Raw genomic sequence first — 17,740 nt, 5'->3', positions numbered from 1 at the left:
CTTAGGGAAACATGGGGATAGGGCCTTGATCAGGTTTATCGGTTCAGTATTGGGCGGCATTTTCACCATGGTGACCATGGGGATGTTCTTTGTCGCCCTGTCGATCGGTGCGATTTTCTACATGTATAGCAGGGACTTGCCCAGCCACGAAAGCCTTGCCCAATACGCCCCGCCCACCATCAGCCGCGTCTATTCGGGCGAAGGCAGCATGATGGATGAATTCGCCAAGGAACGCCGGATTTTCGCCAGCTCCGAGGAAATTCCCGATCTGATCAAACATGCGTTCATCAGCGCCGAAGACAAGAACTTCTATACCCACAAAGGTTATGACGCACGCGGCATCGCGGCGGCGGCGATTGAGGCGATCAAATCGCGCGGCGAAAACGTGCGCGGGGCCTCGACCATCACGCAGCAGGTGATGAAGAACTTTCTTCTGGGCGGCGAACGCAAGGCCGAGCGTAAGATCAAGGAAATCATCCTTGCCACCCGGATCGAGGAGACGCTGAACAAGGAAAAGATCCTTGAGCTGTATCTGAACGAGATTTTCCTTGGTCAGAACTCCTACGGGGTGGCCGCTGCGGCGCAGACCTATTTCAACAAGACGCTCAGCCAGCTTGCCCCGCATGAGGCCGCGATGCTGGCGTCGATGCCGCAAGCGCCGGGCAAATACCACCCCGTCACCGCGAAAGCGCGCGTGACCGAGCGGCGCAACTATGTGCTGCGCGAGATGTGGCAGAACGGCTATATCGACAAGGCGACCTACGAGTCCGAAAAGGAATTGCCGCTGAAATCGGTGCAGAACGGCGATTACCCGGCCTTCCGCGATGCCTTGCCGCCGCGCGACTATTTCAGCGATGAAATCCGCCGCCAATTGTCCGGCACCTTTGGCGAGGATGAGTTTTTCAGCGGCGGTCTGACCATCCGCGCCACTGTCGATCAGGAATTGCAGAAAGAGGCGGCGAAGGCGTTGCAGGCCGGGCTGGAAGGGTTTGACCGCAGCCAAGGCATCTGGACCGGGACGCGCAAGGTGATCGACCCGTCCAAACTCTCGTCCGAGGAAAGCTGGCGCGCGGCGCTGGCAGAGGTGGATGTGGCGCGCGATGTTGAAGGCTGGATGCCTGCCGTGGTGCTGGAAGTGGGCGAAAAATCGGCCCGCATCGGCATCGAAGGCGTGGCCGAGGATGAAGACGGCCATTTCATCCCGCCAGAAGATGTGACCTGGGCGCGCAAGCGGCAATCCGATGGCCGCTTGGGCAAGAAGGCCACGGTTGCGGGCGATCTGGTCTCGGTGGGCGATGTGGTGCTGGTGCGCGCCATGACCAAGGACAGCGACGGCAGCTTTATCCGCTGGACCCTGCGCCAGATCCCCGAAGTGCAGGGCGCCTTCATGGCGATGGACGTGGATTCGGGCCGTGTTCTGGCGATGCAGGGCGGCTTTTCCTATCAGCATTCGGTGTTCAACCGCGCCACGCAAGCGCAGCGTCAGCCCGGCTCCAGCTTCAAGCCGTTCGTCTATGCGGCGGCCTTGGACAGCGGCTTTACGCCCGCGACCATCGTGGTCGACGCCCCGATTGAGATCAACACACCGCAAGGCATCTGGCGGCCGCGCAACTCCTCTAACAAATTCTATGGCCCGACACCTGTGCGCACCGGGATCGAACAGTCGCGCAACCTGATGACCATCCGTCTGGCCGAGGAAATCGGCATGGATGTGGTCGCGGGCTACGCCGAGCGTTTTGGCGTCTATGACAAGATGGGGCAGTTTCTTGCCAACTCGCTGGGGTCCGAGGAAACCACCTTGTTCAAGATGGTGGCCGCCTATGCCATGTTCGCAAATGGCGGCGAGCGGGTGGAGCCGACGCTGGTGGACCGGGTGCAGGACCGCTACGGCAAGACCATCTATCGCCACGACCAGCGCGTCTGTGAAAATTGCCAATTGGCCGCGCTGAACCCCAAGGAATTGCCTGCCATCACCTCCTCGCGTGAGCGGGTGATGGATGCGATCACCGCCTATCAGTTGACCTCGATGATGGAAGGTGTGGTGCTGCGCGGCACGGCCAAAGGCATCAACCTGCCGGTGCCGATTGCGGGCAAGACCGGGACGACGAATGACGCCAAGGACGTGTGGTTCATCGGCTTTTCCTCGACTATCGTGGCAGGCTGCTACATCGGGTATGACAACCCGCGCAGCATGGGGCGCGCCTATGGTGGCACCACCTGCGGCCCGGTGTTTGAACAGTTCATGAAAAAGGCCGTGGCGAAATACGGCGGGTCCAAGTTCCGCGTGCCGCCGGGCGGCTATTTCAAAAAGATCGACCGCTTTACCGGGGCTGTGCTGCCTGACAGCGCCTCAGGCCCCAATGTGGTGTCGGAATATTTCCGCGAGGGCGAAGACCCGATCACCAGCATCGGCGTGATGGTCGATGGCGGCTTTGGCATGGGGTCCAACCTGCCGCTGTTCGCCTATGGCGAGGATGACAACAATGCACCCACGACCAGCACCGTCACCACCGCCAGCGGCAAGACCAAAGCCATCCCGAAAAAGGCGGACTTTGGCACGCTCAGCTCTGGCGGGCTTTACTGACAACAGAATTCGGCACGGCTGGGCTGGCCCTTGGCGGGGCCACCCTTGCCCCGTGCCCTGCAAACCGCTATCACGCAGCCCGGAACCTCGACTTCAAGGAAGACCCTCATGCGCGCCGAAACCCAGTCCAATGTGGAAGCCATCCGCAAATCGCTGAAGCTGTTGGCGCAGCGGATGGATTTGGAAACCGCGCCGCATCGGCTGGAAGAATTCAACGCGATGATCGAGGACCCGGATCTGTGGAATGACCCGGCCAAAGCGCAAAAGCTGATGCGCGACCGTCAGGCGGTGTTGGACCAATTGTCGACCTACAGGCTGATCGAAACCGGTTTGCGCGACAATGTGGACCTGATCGAATTGGGCGAGGCCGAAGGCGATGACGAAGTGGTGGCCGAAGCCGAAGCCAGCCTGCGCGAAACGCTGGAACTGGCCCGCAACAAAGAGCTGGAGGCCCTGCTGAACGGCGAGGCCGATGGCAATGACACCTTTCTGGAAGTCAACGCGGGCGCGGGTGGCACGGAAAGCTGTGACTGGGCCTCGATGCTGGCGCGCATGTATGTGCGTTGGGCGGAAAAGAAGGGCTATAAGGTTGAATTGCAATCCATGTCCGAAGGCGAAGAAGCGGGCATCAAATCCGCCGCTTACAAGATTTCCGGGCCCAATGCCTATGGCTGGCTGAAATCGGAATCCGGGGTGCACCGGCTGGTGCGCATCAGCCCCTATGACAGTGCGGCGCGGCGTCACACCTCGTTTTCGTCGGTCTGGGTCTATCCGGTGGTGGATGAGAATATCGAGATCGAAATCCCCGACAAGGACATCCGGATTGATACCTACCGGTCCTCGGGTGCGGGTGGGCAGCACGTCAACACCACCGACTCGGCGGTGCGGATCACACACTTGCCGACCAATATCGTCGTCACCTCGTCGATGAAATCGCAGCACCAGAACCGCGAAGTGGCGATGAACGCGCTGCGCTCACGGCTGTATCAACTGGAACTGGACAAGCGCAACGCCGCCATCAACGCCGCCCATGAGAACAAGGGCGATGCGGGCTGGGGCAACCAAATCCGGTCTTATGTGTTGCAGCCCTATCAGATGGTCAAGGACCTGCGGACCGGGGTGGAAACCAGCGACAGCCAAGGCGTGCTGGATGGCGATCTGGATAAGTTCATGGCCGCCACGCTGGCGATGGATGTGTCTGGCAAATCCCGCGCCGAGGCCAATCTGGACGATTGATCCCGCGCGCGGTTTGCACCCGAAACGCCGCATCGTAATTACATCTTTTCGTTTGCGCCCCGCAGCGGTTAGGCTCTGCCCGGAAGAGGGAGGAGCCTATGTCACATCACGCCCCAACGGCCCCGGCCAAGCCCGAGGTCTTGTTGCTGGAAATGCAGGATTTGCGTGCAGCACTGGCCGCAGGGTGGCGCGATTTTCGCGCAGCCCCGGTGTTTGGCCTGTTTTTTGCGGCGGTCTATGTCGCCGGGGGCTGGCTTATCATTTACGCGCTGACCGCGACCGGGCAAATCTGGTGGACGCTGCCCGCCGCCGCGGGCTTTCCCATTCTGGGGCCGTTCATCGCCTGCGGATTGTATGAGGTCAGCCGCAGACTGGAAACCAAGGAACCGTTGAACTGGCCTGCGATTCTGGGCGTGATCTTTCGCCAGAAAGATCGGCAAATCCCGTCCATTGCGGCGGTGATTGTGGTGTTCTTTCTGTTCTGGAACTTCCTTGCCCATATGATTTTCGCGCTGTTTCTGGGTTTGCAGGCAATGACGAATATCAGCACATCCTTTGATGTGTTTCTGACTGCGAATGGCCTGATGATGCTGATGGTGGGCACGGTGGTCGGCGCGGGCTTTGCCGGGGTGCTGTTTGCCCTGACGGTGGTCAGCCTGCCGCTGCTGCTGGACCGCGAGATTGACTTTGTGACCGCGATGATCACATCCGTGTCGGTGGTTCTGACCAATCCGCGCGTTATGCTGGTCTGGGGGGTGCTGATTGCGGCGCTGTTGTTTGTCGGGATGGCGCTGTGGTTTCTGGGCCTGTTCGTCGTGCTGCCGGTGCTTGGCCATGCGACATGGCACCTGTATCGCCGCGCCTTGGATTAGGCCCGAATGTCGCTTTGAGGCCAAGCCATAACGCAAAAGGGCGCCCCTTGGGGCGCCCTTAGTCTGTCCCGTGAGGGGCAGATTATTCCTTATCAGCGCTTGGCTTTTGCGACGAGGTAAAGCTGGCCTGCGGGGCGGCTGCCGGGGCTGCCGCCTGTGCCGAGCCAGAGGCGCGGCCCGTTGCCAAAGGATCATCCTGCCGCTGCACGGAGCCTTCGAAATGCGCACCGGATTCGATGGCGATCGTCTTGTGGATGATGTCGCCTTCGACGCGGGCGGTCGAGGTCAGGCGCACTTTCAAGCCACGCACGCGGCCAATCACGCGGCCATTGACCACGATATCATCGGCCACGATTTCGCCGCGAATGGTGGCGGTTTCGCCAACCGTCAACAAATGCGCGCGGATATCGCCTTCGACCGTGCCTTCCACCTGAATGTCACCCGTGGTGCGCAGGTTCCCGGTGATCGTCAGGTCAGACGACAGCACCGAGGCGGCGGCCTTGGTTTTAGGCGCGCTGGAGGTAAACTCCATCGAGCTGCGGGCCGGTGTGGTCGGCGGGGTGGTCTTGTCTGCCTCGGCCTTGGGGCCGGGTTCGTTGATTTTGCTTTTAGAAAACATCTGTCGCTGCCTTGATAAAGGTCATCGGGTTAACAGGTTTGCCCCCGATCCGAACCTCGTAGTGAAGATGAGTGCCGGTAGACCGGCCTGAGCTTCCCATATCACCGATACGGTCGCCACGCGATACCCTTTGTCCAACTTTAACACGGATATTCGACATGTGGGAATAGCTGGTTTCAATGCCGAACTCGTGCTGCACCTTTACATGCCGACCATAACCGGAATTCCAGCCTGCATAGGTCACAACACCGTCAGCGGTGGAATAGATCGGCGTGCCCGTGCTGGCGGCGAAATCGGTGCCGTTATGCATGCGTGTGCCAGCACCCTTGGGGTCGCGGCGATAGCCAAAGCCCGATGTAAAGCGGAAGGCCGATTTCACCGGCATCGCAAATGGCGATTTGGCGGCGGCCAGACGATACATATTCATCCGGTCCAGCCCCTGCAAAATCGCATTGGCGCGAATCTCGTCATTGCTCAGGCTTTCACCCTTGGTGGACAGCGAGAAGGGGGTCAGCGGGCCGCCTTGGCCCGAATAGCCGCGCCGCACCGCTTTCAGCAGATCATCGGGCGACATGCCCGCCGAACGGAACATCTTGTCCAGCGGCGCCATCGAGATCGTCACCGCCTCTTCCAGCTTGGCAAAGATCACGTCATTCTTGGTTTCCAGCGCCCGTTTCTGGGCGGCAATCGCATCGGTCTGTTCCTTGGCGGCCATGGCGACCACGGCCATGCTGTCGCGCTGCTCGGCGGTGCCAGCCAGCGCCCCGGCCAGAATTTCAACGGTGGTGGCAGCGTCACGGGCGCGACCTTCCAGCGTGCTGCCGCCCGATTGTTCCTGCAAGGACGCGGTCAGCGCCTCTTTCTCGGCGCGGGCCTCATCGCGTTCCTTGATGGTGCGGCGCAGCGTGCTTTGGATCACGTCAACGCCGGTTTCCATTTCGCGGCGGCCATCTTCCGAGGCAAGCAGGCGCGCCTGCATCTCGCTGACTTCTTTCAGCGCGAGGTTGAAGCGTTCCTGCGCGCGGGCGGCTTCTTCGGCGCGCAAGTCGCGGTCAGCCGACAAGGCGTTCAGCCGCGCTTCATACAGCGCCTGTTGCCGTTGCGCCTGTTCGCGGCCCGAGCCTGCGGAAATGGATTCCATCATCAGAATCGAAGTCGCCAGAATCGTCCAACCCAGAAACAGCGCCGACCCGGTCAGCGCGATGGCTTGGGTCATCGGTTGCAACCGGATGAAACGCGTCTCCGTATCGGATTTCAGGAACAAGCGCTGCTCGGGGAAATAGCGACCCACTACGCCGTTGATCCGATAGGAAAGTCGTTTAAGCACTGGCTTGTTTCCGGTCTTGTTGATCCCTTAGCGGCACCCGCTTTCCCAAAAGCAGGCCGAGCCACCTCGGGCAGCAATACAAAGCCCAGCCACAGGGTGCAAGAATTTTGACCACTTCCGGGCAATCCGACGCAGCGGAAAGCCAAAACAGGCAGGAAACCGCCGATAAATCAGGGCGTTCCGGCTTGGTCCTCATCCGTGTTTCGTTCGGTCAAGGGCCAGTAAAAATCCGGCGGCAGGCCCGCTTCGGCGCGCTTTTCGGTGTTGAACGGCGGCTTGAGCGTGCCGTGAAAATAGCGCCGGACAAGGCTGTGAAAGGCATCCTTTGGGTCCAACCCATCGCGGCCACACAACCAGTTGAACCATTTGGAACCATAGGCCACATGGCTGACCTCTTCGGCATAGATGGTTTGCAGCGCGGCAATCGGCCCGGCCTCGCCTGCTTTTTCAAAGATGTCGATCATGCCGGGGGTCACATCAAGGCCGCGCGCCTCCAGCACCATGGGCACCACGGCCAGACGGCCAAACAAGTCATCCACCGTATCCTCGGCGGCCCGCCACATGCCGGCATGGGCGGGCAAGGCGCCGTAATGGCTGCCCGCCGCTTCCAGACAATCGCACATCAGGTTGAAATGCTTGGCCTCATCATCGGCCGCGCGCACCCAATCGTCATAAAAGCCCAGCGGCATTGGCACATGGGTATAGCGCGCGATCACGTCCCAATGCAGATCAACGGCGTTCAGTTCAATATGCGCCACCGCATGCAACAGCGCCAAGCGCCCGGTGGGCGACCCCGGCCTGCGGCGTGGCATATCGCGTGGCGACAAAAGTTCAGGCGTGGCAGGCCGGGCCGGGCGCAGTGGCGGGGCAGCCTGCCCGATGGGCAAAGGCGTGCCCGCCTCACGCGCGGCCAGCCATGTGGCTGCATGTTTGCGCCCCAGCGCGGTTTTGGCGCGGCCATCGGCGGTGGTCAGCACCTCCACCGCCATTTCGGCCAAAGTCAGTTCGCTCACACAGCCTCCAATCCCGACGCCCCGCCTTCAGGCTTGGGCTTTCACCGCGGCCAGCACCTCTTCTGCATGGCCCTTGGCTTTCACTTTACGCCAGACCCGGGCGATTTTGCCATCCGCCCCGATCAGAAAGGTGGCGCGTTCAATGCCGAAATAGGTTTTGCCATACATCTGCTTTTCCACCCAGACGCCGTAATCTTCGCAGGTGCTGCCGGCCTCGTCCGAGACAAGGATGACGCCCAGATCGTGCTTGGCGATAAACTTGTCATGCGCCTTCACGCTGTCCTTTGACACGCCGATCACCGTGACGCCTGCCGCCGCGAAATCCGCGCCAAGGCTGGTGAAATCCTTGGCCTCGATCGTGCAGCCGCTGGTATCATCCTTGGGATAGAAATACAAAACCACAGGGGCAGGGCGCAGGGCCGACAGGGTAACGGTGCTGCCGCCATCACGGGGCAAGGTGAAATCGGGGGCGGCATCTCCGGCGTTCGGCATTGTGATCTCCTTCTGGGAAGTTTCTGGCTGATGGTCTAAGTCTTTTGCGGTAAAGGTAAAGCCACTTGCCGTTTTGGCAAATGCAGGCAGGGCCGCGCAAGAGGCGTGGGTAAGGGTAAAGGCTGATGGCAGATCCGACCAAGGATCACACAGAAAGCGGGTCCGGCGATCAGGCAACAGCGCCTGCGCGCGCGACTGAGGTTGCGCCGACTGAGGGTGCCCAGACGGAGGCCGTGGACCACAGCCCGATTTTCATCGACCTGCCCGACAACCCGCCACCCGACCTGACAGACCCGGACAATCCCGAATTTCTGGAAGGCGAAAACGCGTTCAACGGGCCAGAGGCCCCGCATCACCACCCGACCAAAGACGCCGCACGCCCCAAGCCGCACCGCTTGGCCCGGCGGCGCAAACCTGTGCGGCGCGGCAGTTTCTGGCTGATGCCCACGGTGATTTTCCTCAGCCTTGCCATGCTGTTCGCGGCCCTCGCGCTGAGCGGCAAGCCCTTGCGCCTGCCGGTCTGGGCGGTGGTCGAGGCGGAAGCCCGGATCAATGACGTGGTGGGCGAGATTGCCGGGCCGGGGACGGCGCTGTCTTTGGGCGGTGCGGTGTTCGTGGTGGATGAAGATTGGGTGCCCCGCCTGCGGCTGGAGGATGTGCGCATCCTGCAACCCGATGGCACTTCGTTGCTGTCGGTGCCGGAAATGCGCGTGGCGCTGGACCCGTCTGCGGTGGCGCAGGGCCAGTTGCGGCTGCGCAGCCTGCGGGTGATCGGGGCCAATATGGGCCTGCGGCGGCTGGCGGATGGCCGCTTTGACCTTGCGCTGACCCGCGGCATCCAACCCCGCCCGGTCGAGGGGCTTTCGGGGCTGATCGGCTCGGCGGTGACGCTGTTCGAACAGCCCGCCTTGTCGCATCTCCGGCTGATCGAGGCGCAGGCCCTGACGCTGACCGTGCAGGATGATCTGCTGGGCAGGGTCTGGCAATTGGGCGATGGGCGAATGCAGCTTTCCAACCGCGAGGACGCTTTGGCGATGGAATTGGGGGTGTCGGTGACGGGGGGGCAAACCGCTGCCGCATCTGCCGTAATGACCCTGATCGCCGCCAAGGAAGATGCCAGCGCCCGCATGACGGTGACGGTGGACCGGGTGGCCGCTGCAGATATAGCCGCGCAGGCCGCCCCGCTGGCATGGCTTGGGGTGCTGGATGCGCCGATTTCGGGGCAGATCGCCTCGACCCTCGATCGGTTGGGCGCGTTGTCGGGGCTGGAGGCATCACTGACCATCGACCAAGGCGCGCTGCGCCCCACGCCGCAAACCGCCCCCGTGGCCTTTGACGGGGCCTCGCTGTTTTTCAGCTTTGATCCGGCCCGCGAGCGACTGGATGTCAGCGAATGGACGGTGCGCAGCGCCGATGTCACGCTGTCGGCCTCGGGCCATGCCTATTTGCCGGGGGTGACGGCGGGGCGGCCCAGCGAGGTGCTGGCGCAGATACAGGTCAACAGCCTGCAACTGGACCCGCAAGGCGTGCTGGAAGAACCCGTGACGTTTGAGCAAGGCGCGCTGGATTTCCGGGTGCGGCTGGCCCCCTTTGGCATTGATATCGGCCAGATCACCTTGTTGCACCAAGGCCAGCGCCTGCAAGCCTCGGGGCAGGTGGAACCAGAGGCAGGCGGCTGGTCGGTGGCGGTTAATGCCGATCTGGACCAAATCGCGCATGACCGTTTGCTGGCGCTCTGGCCTGCGGGCGTGGTGGGCAAAACCCGCATCTGGGTGGCGGATAATGTGCATGAAGGCTTGTTGACCAATGTGCGCGCGGGCTTTCGCCTGCGTCCGGGGCAAGAGCCGCTGTTTTCGCTGGGCTATGATTATTCCGGCGCGGATGTGCGGTTCCTGAAAACCTTGCCGCCCATCCAGAACGGTCGCGGTTATGCGGTGGTGGCCGGCAAATCCTACAAGATGGTGCTGGAGGCAGGGCAGGTCGCCGCGCCATCGGGGGGGCTGGTTGATATTGCCGGATCGGTGTTTTCGGTGGTGGATGTCACCGAAAAACCCGCGCGGGCCGAAATTGGCGTGAAGGCCAAGGGCGATATGTCGGCGGCGCTGTCGCTGCTGGATGAACCGCCGTTCCAGTTCATGACCAAGGCCAAACTGCCGACCGATCTGGGGCAGGGGCAGGTAGAGGCTTCGGCTGATCTGCGATTACCGCTGAAAAAGGGCAACAAGATTGCCGATGTCGATTTCGACGTGACCGGTGTGATTACGGGCTTTCGGTCTGACCGGTTGGTGCCGGGGCGCGAATTGCGCGCGGATCGTTTGGCCCTGCGGGTGACGCCGGAAAAGCTGGAAATCAGCGGCAAGGGCGCGCTGCAATCGGTGCCCTTCGATGTGACCTATGCCAAGCAGTTTGCGCCGGAATTCAAAGGCAAATCCACCATCACCGGCACGGCAGAGCTTTCGGCCAAGGCCGCCAGCAATATGGGTGTCAGCTTGCCCGATGGGCTGCTGGCGGGGCGGGGTGTGGCCAATATCACGGTGGATTTGCAGCAAGGCCAAGCGCCGAAACTGGTGCTGCGCTCCTCCCTCGCGGGGGTGCAGATGGCGATACCCTCGCTGGGCTGGTCCAAGGGGTCGGCCAGCACCGGGCGCCTGGCGCTTGATCTGACGCTGGGCAAGCCCGCGCGGGTGGACAGCGTGGTGCTGGAGGCCGCCGGGTTGAAGGCCACGGGCAGCATCAGCCTTGCAGCGGATGGCGGCTTGGAATTGGCGCGGTTTACGTCGGTCACGCTGGGCGGCTGGTTGAATGCCCGTGCCGAATTGCGGGGCCGGGGCAAGGGGCGGCCCCCTGCGGTCGCGGTGACGGGCGGGCGGGTGGATATGCGTGGCCTGCCCGGCGCGCGCGGCGGGGCGGGAAGCAGCAGCGGCCCGATCAGCCTTGCGCTGGATCAGCTGACCGTGACCGACGGCCTTGCCCTGACCGGCTTTCGCAGCACCATCACACCGGGGCGCGGCGGCGTTTCGGGCGATTTCACCGGCCGCGTCAACGGCCAAACCCCGATCAAGGGCAGCCTTGCCCCTTCGGCCAATGGCACAGCGGTGCGCCTGCGCTCCGAGGATGCGGGGTCGGTGTTTTCAGCGGCCAAGGTGTTTCCCAATGCCCAAGGCGGCAGTATGGACCTGATCCTGCGCCCGACCGGGGCCAAGGGCACCTATGACGGCAACCTGACCATGCAAGGCATCCGCATCCGCAAAGCCCCAGCACTTGCCGAATTGATCAACGCGATTTCGGTGGTGGGGCTCTTGGAGCAGATGAACGGCTCTGGCCTGTTGTTCAACGAGGTGGAGGCGCAGTTCCGCCTGTCGCCCCGCGCGGTGCAGATCGGGCGGGCCTCGGCGGTGGGGGCCTCGTTGGGCGTGTCGGCCTCGGGGTTGTATGTGTTGCAGGGCGGGCGGCTGGATGTGCAGGGCGTGATTTCGCCCATCTATCTGCTTAACGGGATTGGCGCGTTTCTGACCCGCAAGGGCGAAGGGTTGTTCGGCTTCAACTACACCGTTAAAGGCACCGCGAAAGAGCCCAGCGTCTCGGTCAATCCCTTGTCGCTGTTTACCCCCGGCATGTTCCGCGAGATTTTCCGCAGCGCGCCGCCGCAACTGGACCCGAATGAATGAAACTGGATGATTTCGACTTTGATCTGCCCGAAACGCTGATCGCCACGCGGCCTGCGCGCCCCCGCTCATCGGCGCGGATGCTGGTGGTGCGCCCGGATGGGATGCAGGATTTGCACGTTTTTGATCTGGTGGATCAGTTGCGCGCAGGCGATCGGTTGGTCCTGAACAACACCCGCGTTATCCCGGCGCGGTTGATGGGGGCGCGGCACCGCGCGTCCGCGCAAGGCCCGGTATCGGCCAAGATCGAAGTGACCCTGATGGAACCCCATGCCGCCGGGGGCTGGCGGGCGCTGGCCAAACCCCTGCGCAAGCTGGCGGTGGGAGAGGAGATCCTGTTCAACGGCGGGCTGACCGCAACCGTGGCCGAGAAATCCGAAACCGACCTGCGGCTGGTCTTCAACGCCGAAGGTGACGCGTTTGAGGCCGCCTTGCAGGCAGCAGGCACCATGCCCTTGCCGCCCTATATCGCCGCCAAACGTGCCCCCGATGCGCAGGATAATGACGATTATCAAACCGTCTTTGCCCGCAGCCCCGGTGCGGTGGCAGCGCCCACTGCCTCATTGCATTTCGATGCGGAACTGCTGGCCGCCTTGCGCGCCAAAGGCGTAGAGATGACGGAAGTAACGCTGCATGTCGGCGCGGGCACCTTTCTGCCGGTGAAGGTCGAGGATGTGACCACCCATAAGATGCATGCCGAATGGGGCGAAGTGACCCAGCAAGCCGCCGCCGAAATCGCCGCCACCCGCGCGGCGGGCGGGCGCATCATTCCGGTCGGCACCACTGCGCTGCGCCTGATCGAATCGGCGGCGCGCGCGACCGGGCAAGTGACGCCATGGGTCGGAGAGACGGATATTTTCATCTATCCCGGCTTTGCCTTCAAAGCCACAGATGCGCTGATGACCAATTTCCACCTGCCGAAATCGACGCTTCTGATGTTGGTTGCGGCGCTGATGGGGCAGGACCGCATGAAAACCGCCTATGCCCATGCTGTTGCCCAAGGCTATCGCTTCTTCTCTTACGGAGATGCCTCTTTGCTGATACCCAGCGGCGCTTAACGCTTGCGAAATGTCGCAGGATGACCCGCGCCTGCGGGGGCGAACAGGGCAGATTGCCCGAAAGACTTGAAAGGCCAATGTGATGATATCGGTATTACGGAACTCTTGGGCGCTGCTGCTGGGCATGATGCTGTTGATGCTGGGCAACGGGATGCAGGGGTCTTTGCTGGGTATCCGCGGCGGTCAGGAAAACATGTCGACGTTTGAGCTTTCAATCGTCATGTCCTGCTACTTCCTTGGCTTTCTGTTCGGCTCGCGCATGGCACCGGATATGATCCGGCGGGTCGGCCATGTGCGGGTGTTTGCGGCCCTTGGCTCGATGATTTCGGCGGTGCTGATCATGTATGCCGTGGCCCCGAACTGGATCGCCTGGTCCTTGATGCGGGTGCTGATCGGGTTTTCGTTTTCGGGTGTCTATATCACCGCCGAAAGCTGGCTGAACGATGCCTCCACCAATGAAAACCGGGGGCAGGCGCTGTCGCTTTACCTGATCGTGCAGATGATCGGCATCATCGCGGCCCAAGCCTTGTTGAACCTTGGCGATCCGGGCGGGTTCATCCTGTTCGTGATCCCGTCGATTCTGGTGTCGCTGGCCTTTACCCCGATTCTGCTTTCCGTCAGTCAGGCCCCGGCGTTCGAATCCACCAAACCGCTTAGCTTTCGCAAACTCTATGACGCCTCACCGCTGGGCTGTGTGGGCATGTTCATTCTGGGCGGCGTGTTTTCGGCGCAATTCGGGATGGCGGCGGTCTGGGGCACGCAGGCCGGGCTGTCGGTGCGCGATATCTCTATCTTTATCGCGGGCATCTATATTGGCGGCATGGTGTTCCAATATCCCATCGGCTGGCTGTCTGACCGGATGGACCGCCGCAAGGTGATTCTGGGCGTGACCGCGCTTGGTGCGGTTGGCCTGATGATCCCGGTGATCTGGGATGTGCCGTTCTGGGCGCTTTGCCTTGTGGGGGCTTTGGGCGGGGCGGTGTCCAACCCGCTTTATTCGCTGCTGCTGGCCTATGTGAACGACTATCTGGATAAATCCGACATGGCGGCGGCCTCGGCGGGGTTGCTGTTCATCAATGGTTTGGGCGCGATTACCGGCCCGGTCATTACCGGTTGGATGATGGGGATGGTTGGCCCGCGCGGGTTCTTTCTGTTCATGGGGCTGTTGTTTGCCACCTTGGCGATCTATGCCGTCTGGCGGATGCAGCGTCGCCGCCATACCGCGGATGCCACCTCCAGCTTCACTGCCGTCTCGCCTTCGGCCACGGTGGTCTTTGTCGAAGCGGCCATGACCGAGGCCGATGGCGAAGGCCCGGAAGGCGCGGGGCATGCCCATGCCCCTGAGGCTGCGCCCAAGGTTTAGCGCGGCTTTGCGCATCAGCCCATTGAAACGCTTAGGGAAACCTGCCACGCTCCTCCATAAGGGCGCAAAGCCGGGAGGGGCGTGATGGCAGACCGGGACGAGGTGCTGGAGTTTTGGTTGCACAAGGTCGGCCCGCAGGGCTGGTATGCCGTTGACCCGGCGGTTGATGCCGAAATCGTCGCGCGGTTTCGGGCGCTGTGGCAACGGGCGGCAGATGGCGGCCTGCAAGACTGGCTGGGCGACGCGCGCGGTGCGCTGGCCTATCTGATCCTGACCGATCAATTCCCCCGCAACATGTTCCGCGGCGATCCGCGCGCCTTTGCCACCGATCCGCAGGCGCGGGCGGCCGCGCGCAAGGTCCTTGCTGCCAACTGGGATCAGCAGATTGCCACGCCGGAACGGCAATTCTGCTTCCTGCCCTTTGAACATTCCGAGGACCCGGCCGATCAGGCGCTTGCGGTGGACTGTTTCACCACACGGATGGATAACCCCGAAACCGCCCTGCATGCCCGCGCGCATCAGCAGATCATCGCCCGCTTTGGCCGCTTTCCCTTTCGCAACGCCGCCCTTGGCCGACATTCCACCGAGGCGGAAGACAGTTTCATGCGCAACGGCGGCTATGGCGCGATTGTGCGGGAATTGCAGGGGGAGGGCGCATAGCTATGCGCTGAGTGCATAGCCCCGGGGCGGCGATGTCATTGCTGGGGCGAAAAAAATAGTTTAATGGCAAACTACTTTTTCTGAGGAGGGAAAACATGGCAGCCAAGACGTTTGATGTGGTCGTAATCGGTGCAGGGCCGGGGGGCTATGTTGCCGCTATTCGTGCCGCACAACTGGGCAAATCCGTTGCGATCGTGGAACGCGAGAACCTCGGCGGGATTTGCCTGAACTGGGGCTGTATTCCGACCAAGGCGCTGCTGCGCTCTGCTGAAGTGTTCCATCTGATGCACCGCGCCAAGGAATTCGGTCTGTCAGCAACCGGCCTGTCCTATGATCTGGATGCCGTCGTTGCCCGCTCACGCGGGGTGGCCAAACAGCTTTCGGGTGGCATCGGCCATCTGATGAAGAAGAACAAGATCACCGTGTTCATGGGCGAGGCCACCTTGCCCGCCAAGGGCAAAGTATCGGTGAAAACCGATAAGGGCGTCGAGGAGCTGTCCGCCCCCGCCATCATCCTTGCCACCGGCGCGCGGGCCCGCACCCTGCCGGGGCTGGAGGCGGATGGCGATCTGGTCTGGACCTATCGCCACGCGCTGCAACCCAAACGGATGCCGAAAAAGCTGCTGGTCATCGGTTCCGGCGCAATTGGCATTGAATTTGCCAGCTTCTTCAACACCTTGGGCGCAGATACCACGGTGGTAGAGGTGATGGACCGGGTGCTGCCCGTGGAAGATGCCGAAATCTCGGCCTTTGCCAAGAAAGCCTTTGTCAAGCAAGGCATGAAGATCCTTGAGAAAACCACCGTCAAAAAGCTGGACAAGGCCAAGGGCAAAGTCACCGCCCATCTGGAAAGCAACGGCAAAACCGAGACGATGGAATTTGACACCGTGATTTCCGCCGTGGGCATCGTGGGCAATGTTGAAAACCTTGGTCTGGAAGCCTTGGGCGTGAAGATTGACCGCACCCATGTTGTGACCGATGAATATTGCCGCACCGGCGTCGACGGGCTTTACGCCATCGGCGATATCGCGGGCGCGCCGTGGCTTGCGCATAAAGCCAGCCATGAAGGCGTGATGGTGGCGGAACTGATCGCGGGCAAACATCCGCATCCGATCAAGCCGAATTCCATCGCAGGCTGCACCTATTGCCACCCGCAGGTCGCCAGCGTCGGCCTGACCGAAGCAAAGGCGAAAGAGGCGGGCCACAGCATCAAGGTTGGCCGTTTCCCCTTTATCGGCAACGGCAAAGCCATCGCCTTGGGCGAGGCGGAAGGCATGATCAAGACCATCTTCGACGCCAAGACAGGCGAATTGCTGGGTGCCCATATGATCGGTGCCGAGGTGACAGAGTTGATCCAGGGCTATGTCATCGGTCGCCAGTTGGAAACCACCGAAGAAGACCTGATGCACACCGTCTTCCCGCATCCGACCTTGTCGGAAATGATGCATGAGGCGGTGCTGGATGCTTACGGCCAAGTGATCCATATGTGATCTGACCAACAGGTCAAAAATCTTGCCCGGCCCCTTCAAAAGGGCCGGGTTTTGCATGGTAAAGCCGAAAACCTTGCGCTAAGCCTTTGACATGCGCGGCGCTTCTCCTCTTGTTATCGTTCTGATCCTCTGGGGCGCAGGCCTTGGGGCTGCCGCGCAATTTGGCAAAATCTCTATCCTGTTTGACCGGATCGCCGCGCATTATGCGGGCGCGGGTGATGTGACGGTGGGGCTGATCGTCTCGGTCGTCGGCTTTGTCGGGCTGATCTTTGGCACCACGGCGGGGCTGTTGGTGCAGCGCTTGGGCTATCGGCGGGTGCTGCTTTGGGCGCTGGCGGCGGGGGCTGCGCTGTCGGCGGTGCAGGCACTGTTTCCACCGCTGCCCGTGCTGCTGGCCCTGCGGGTGGTCGAGGGCTTCTCGCATCTGGCCATCGTGGTGGCCGCCCCGGTGATGATCGCCCAAACCGCCAGCCTCCGCTATCAGGGCCTTGCGATGACGCTATGGTCCAGCTTTTTCGGCCTGTCATTTGCGCTGACGGCAGCGCTTGGCCTGCCTTTGGCGCGGGCCTATGGCGATGGCGCGCTGTTTCTGGCCCATGCCGCCTATATGCTTGTTTTTGCTGGTTTTATCTGGTTGGCCTTGCCCAAAGATAGCCCGCAAGAGACATCCTTTCCGCGCCTGTCCAGCCTTGTTGCGCAACATGGGGTGATCTACCGCTCGCCCCGCTTGTCAGCCCCGGCGATGGGCTTCTTTTGCTACACGCTGACCTATGTGGCGCTGCTGACGCTGCTGCCCCCGATGATCGGCGGGCCGCATCAAGCACTGATCGCCACGGCGATGCCGCTGGTCAGCATTGCCGTTTCGCTTAGCTTGGGGGTCTGGCTTTTGTCGCAGGCCCCGGCGGTGCGGATTGTGCAGGCAGGGTTCGCGGTGGCCGCAGGGGCGACGCTTTGGCTGTGGGCGGTCTGGGGGCAGGGCTGGCCCGTGGTTGCCGCCGCCCTGACGCTGGCGGCCAGTTTGGGCGTGGTGCAAGGGGCCAGTTTCGCCGCGATTGCCCAGTTGAACCCCACCGCCGATGGCCGCGCCCGTGCCGCAGGTGCGATTGCGCAATTGGGCAACCTTGGCACCACCAGCGGCACGCCTTTGCTGGCGGCGCTGATCGCCGGGCAAGGCGTGGCCGGGATGGCGCTTTTCGTGCTGATCCCCAGCCTTGCGGGCATCGCCTTGCACCAGTATCAGGCCCATCGCCGCCGCATCCTGCCAAATTAATCCGGCTAAATCGGCGATGTTCACCAATCGTTCACCTTTTTCGATTGGAGACTCATCCGCAATCGCCTATCTATACCCGGTCAAACCGGGG

13 protein-coding genes are annotated in these 17,740 nt (G+C 62.0%); 9 read left to right on the top strand and 4 right to left on the bottom strand.

Annotation, left to right across the window (positions count from 1 at the left end; translation table 11 throughout):
• The first annotated feature begins 25 nt into the window (after window positions 1–25).
• The 3 genes from EGN72_RS14070 (at window position 26) to EGN72_RS14060 (ending at window position 4,692) form a co-directional block, all read left to right on the top strand.
• Window positions 26–2,584, top strand: coding sequence for a penicillin-binding protein 1A (locus EGN72_RS14070; protein ID WP_127048649.1), 2,559 nt, complete (start codon window positions 26–28; stop codon window positions 2,582–2,584).
• Window positions 2,585–2,692: 108 nt separating this feature from the next.
• Window positions 2,693–3,820 carry a peptide chain release factor 2 gene (gene prfB / locus EGN72_RS14065; RefSeq protein ID WP_127048647.1) on the top strand — a complete coding sequence of 376 codons (1,128 nt, stop codon included), beginning with the start codon at window positions 2,693–2,695 and terminating at the stop codon, window positions 3,818–3,820.
• Between the two features lie 98 nt (window positions 3,821–3,918).
• Window positions 3,919–4,692: a DUF2189 domain-containing protein gene (locus EGN72_RS14060; RefSeq protein WP_127048645.1), complete on the top strand. Its 774-nt coding sequence runs from the start codon at window positions 3,919–3,921 to the stop codon at window positions 4,690–4,692.
• Window positions 4,693–4,774: 82 nt separating this feature from the next.
• Here the strand turns inward: EGN72_RS14060 and EGN72_RS14055 are convergent, their stop codons facing one another.
• The 4 genes from EGN72_RS14055 to bcp all read right to left on the bottom strand — a co-directional run bounded on the left by EGN72_RS14055 (window position 4,775) and on the right by bcp (window position 8,143).
• Window positions 4,775–5,311, bottom strand: a complete 537-nt coding sequence (locus EGN72_RS14055) for a polymer-forming cytoskeletal protein (protein ID WP_127048643.1) — start codon at window positions 5,309–5,311, stop codon at window positions 4,775–4,777.
• Window positions 5,301–6,638 carry a M23 family metallopeptidase gene (locus tag EGN72_RS14050; RefSeq protein WP_127048641.1) on the bottom strand — a complete coding sequence of 446 codons (1,338 nt, stop codon included), beginning with the start codon at window positions 6,636–6,638 and terminating at the stop codon, window positions 5,301–5,303. The genes EGN72_RS14055 and EGN72_RS14050 overlap by 11 nt, the downstream gene beginning before the upstream one ends.
• Before the next feature lie 170 nt (window positions 6,639–6,808).
• Entirely contained in the window at window positions 6,809–7,627 is an 819-nt protein-coding gene (locus tag EGN72_RS14045; protein WP_127049372.1) for a ferritin-like domain-containing protein, read from the bottom strand.
• Window positions 7,628–7,678: 51 nt separating this feature from the next.
• Entirely contained in the window at window positions 7,679–8,143 is a 465-nt protein-coding gene (bcp, locus tag EGN72_RS14040; protein ID WP_127048639.1) for a thioredoxin-dependent thiol peroxidase, read from the bottom strand.
• Window positions 8,144–8,268: 125 nt separating this feature from the next.
• On the opposite strand from bcp, the gene EGN72_RS14035 reads away from it, so the two are divergent.
• The 6 genes from EGN72_RS14035 (at window position 8,269) to EGN72_RS14010 (ending at window position 17,649) form a co-directional block, all read left to right on the top strand.
• Window positions 8,269–11,811: a DUF3971 domain-containing protein gene (locus EGN72_RS14035; protein WP_233587150.1), complete on the top strand. Its 3,543-nt coding sequence runs from the start codon at window positions 8,269–8,271 to the stop codon at window positions 11,809–11,811.
• On the top strand, window positions 11,808–12,866 hold the full coding sequence (gene queA, locus EGN72_RS14030; RefSeq protein WP_127048638.1) for a tRNA preQ1(34) S-adenosylmethionine ribosyltransferase-isomerase QueA: 1,059 nt from the start codon (window positions 11,808–11,810) through the stop codon (window positions 12,864–12,866). The genes EGN72_RS14035 and queA overlap by 4 nt, the downstream gene beginning before the upstream one ends.
• Window positions 12,867–12,948: 82 nt before the next feature.
• A complete protein-coding gene (locus EGN72_RS14025; protein WP_127048636.1) occupies window positions 12,949–14,229 on the top strand; it encodes an MFS transporter in 1,281 nt (426 codons plus the stop codon).
• 84 nt (window positions 14,230–14,313) lie between these two features.
• Complete coding sequence (locus EGN72_RS14020; protein WP_127048634.1) at window positions 14,314–14,889, top strand: DUF924 family protein; 576 nt, start codon at window positions 14,314–14,316, stop codon at window positions 14,887–14,889.
• A 95-nt stretch (window positions 14,890–14,984) separates the two neighbouring features.
• The gene (lpdA, locus tag EGN72_RS14015) at window positions 14,985–16,379 is read left to right on the top strand and encodes a dihydrolipoyl dehydrogenase (protein WP_127048633.1); all 1,395 of its coding nucleotides are present in this window, start codon (window positions 14,985–14,987) and stop codon (window positions 16,377–16,379) included.
• A gap of 91 nt (window positions 16,380–16,470) precedes the next feature.
• Window positions 16,471–17,649 carry an MFS transporter gene (locus EGN72_RS14010; protein ID WP_127048631.1) on the top strand — a complete coding sequence of 393 codons (1,179 nt, stop codon included), beginning with the start codon at window positions 16,471–16,473 and terminating at the stop codon, window positions 17,647–17,649.
• The last annotated feature ends 91 nt before the right edge of the window (window positions 17,650–17,740 follow it).

It is taken from the genome of Pseudorhodobacter sp. E13, from assembly GCF_003991405.1.
In the GTDB taxonomy this organism is placed as follows: domain Bacteria; phylum Pseudomonadota; class Alphaproteobacteria; order Rhodobacterales; family Rhodobacteraceae; genus Pseudorhodobacter.
Note: the sequence above shows the minus strand (reverse complement) of the source record. Positions and strands in the feature narration are given on the sequence as shown.

Coding starts and splice junctions, on each gene's coding strand:
- prfB (WP_127048647.1), top strand. CDS start 2,693: ATGCGCGCCGAAACCCAGTCCAATGTGGAAGCCATCCGCAAATCGCTG.
- EGN72_RS14060 (WP_127048645.1), top strand. CDS start 3,919: ATGTCACATCACGCCCCAACGGCCCCGGCCAAGCCCGAGGTCTTGTTG.
- EGN72_RS14055 (WP_127048643.1), bottom strand. CDS start 5,311: ATGTTTTCTAAAAGCAAAATCAACGAACCCGGCCCCAAGGCCGAGGCA.
- EGN72_RS14045 (WP_127049372.1), bottom strand. CDS start 7,627: ATGGCGGTGGAGGTGCTGACCACCGCCGATGGCCGCGCCAAAACCGCG.
- bcp (WP_127048639.1), bottom strand. CDS start 8,143: ATGCCGAACGCCGGAGATGCCGCCCCCGATTTCACCTTGCCCCGTGAT.
- EGN72_RS14035 (WP_233587150.1), top strand. CDS start 8,269: ATGGCAGATCCGACCAAGGATCACACAGAAAGCGGGTCCGGCGATCAG.
- queA (WP_127048638.1), top strand. CDS start 11,808: ATGAAACTGGATGATTTCGACTTTGATCTGCCCGAAACGCTGATCGCC.
- EGN72_RS14025 (WP_127048636.1), top strand. CDS start 12,949: ATGATATCGGTATTACGGAACTCTTGGGCGCTGCTGCTGGGCATGATG.
- EGN72_RS14020 (WP_127048634.1), top strand. CDS start 14,314: ATGGCAGACCGGGACGAGGTGCTGGAGTTTTGGTTGCACAAGGTCGGC.
- lpdA (WP_127048633.1), top strand. CDS start 14,985: ATGGCAGCCAAGACGTTTGATGTGGTCGTAATCGGTGCAGGGCCGGGG.
- EGN72_RS14010 (WP_127048631.1), top strand. CDS start 16,471: ATGCGCGGCGCTTCTCCTCTTGTTATCGTTCTGATCCTCTGGGGCGCA.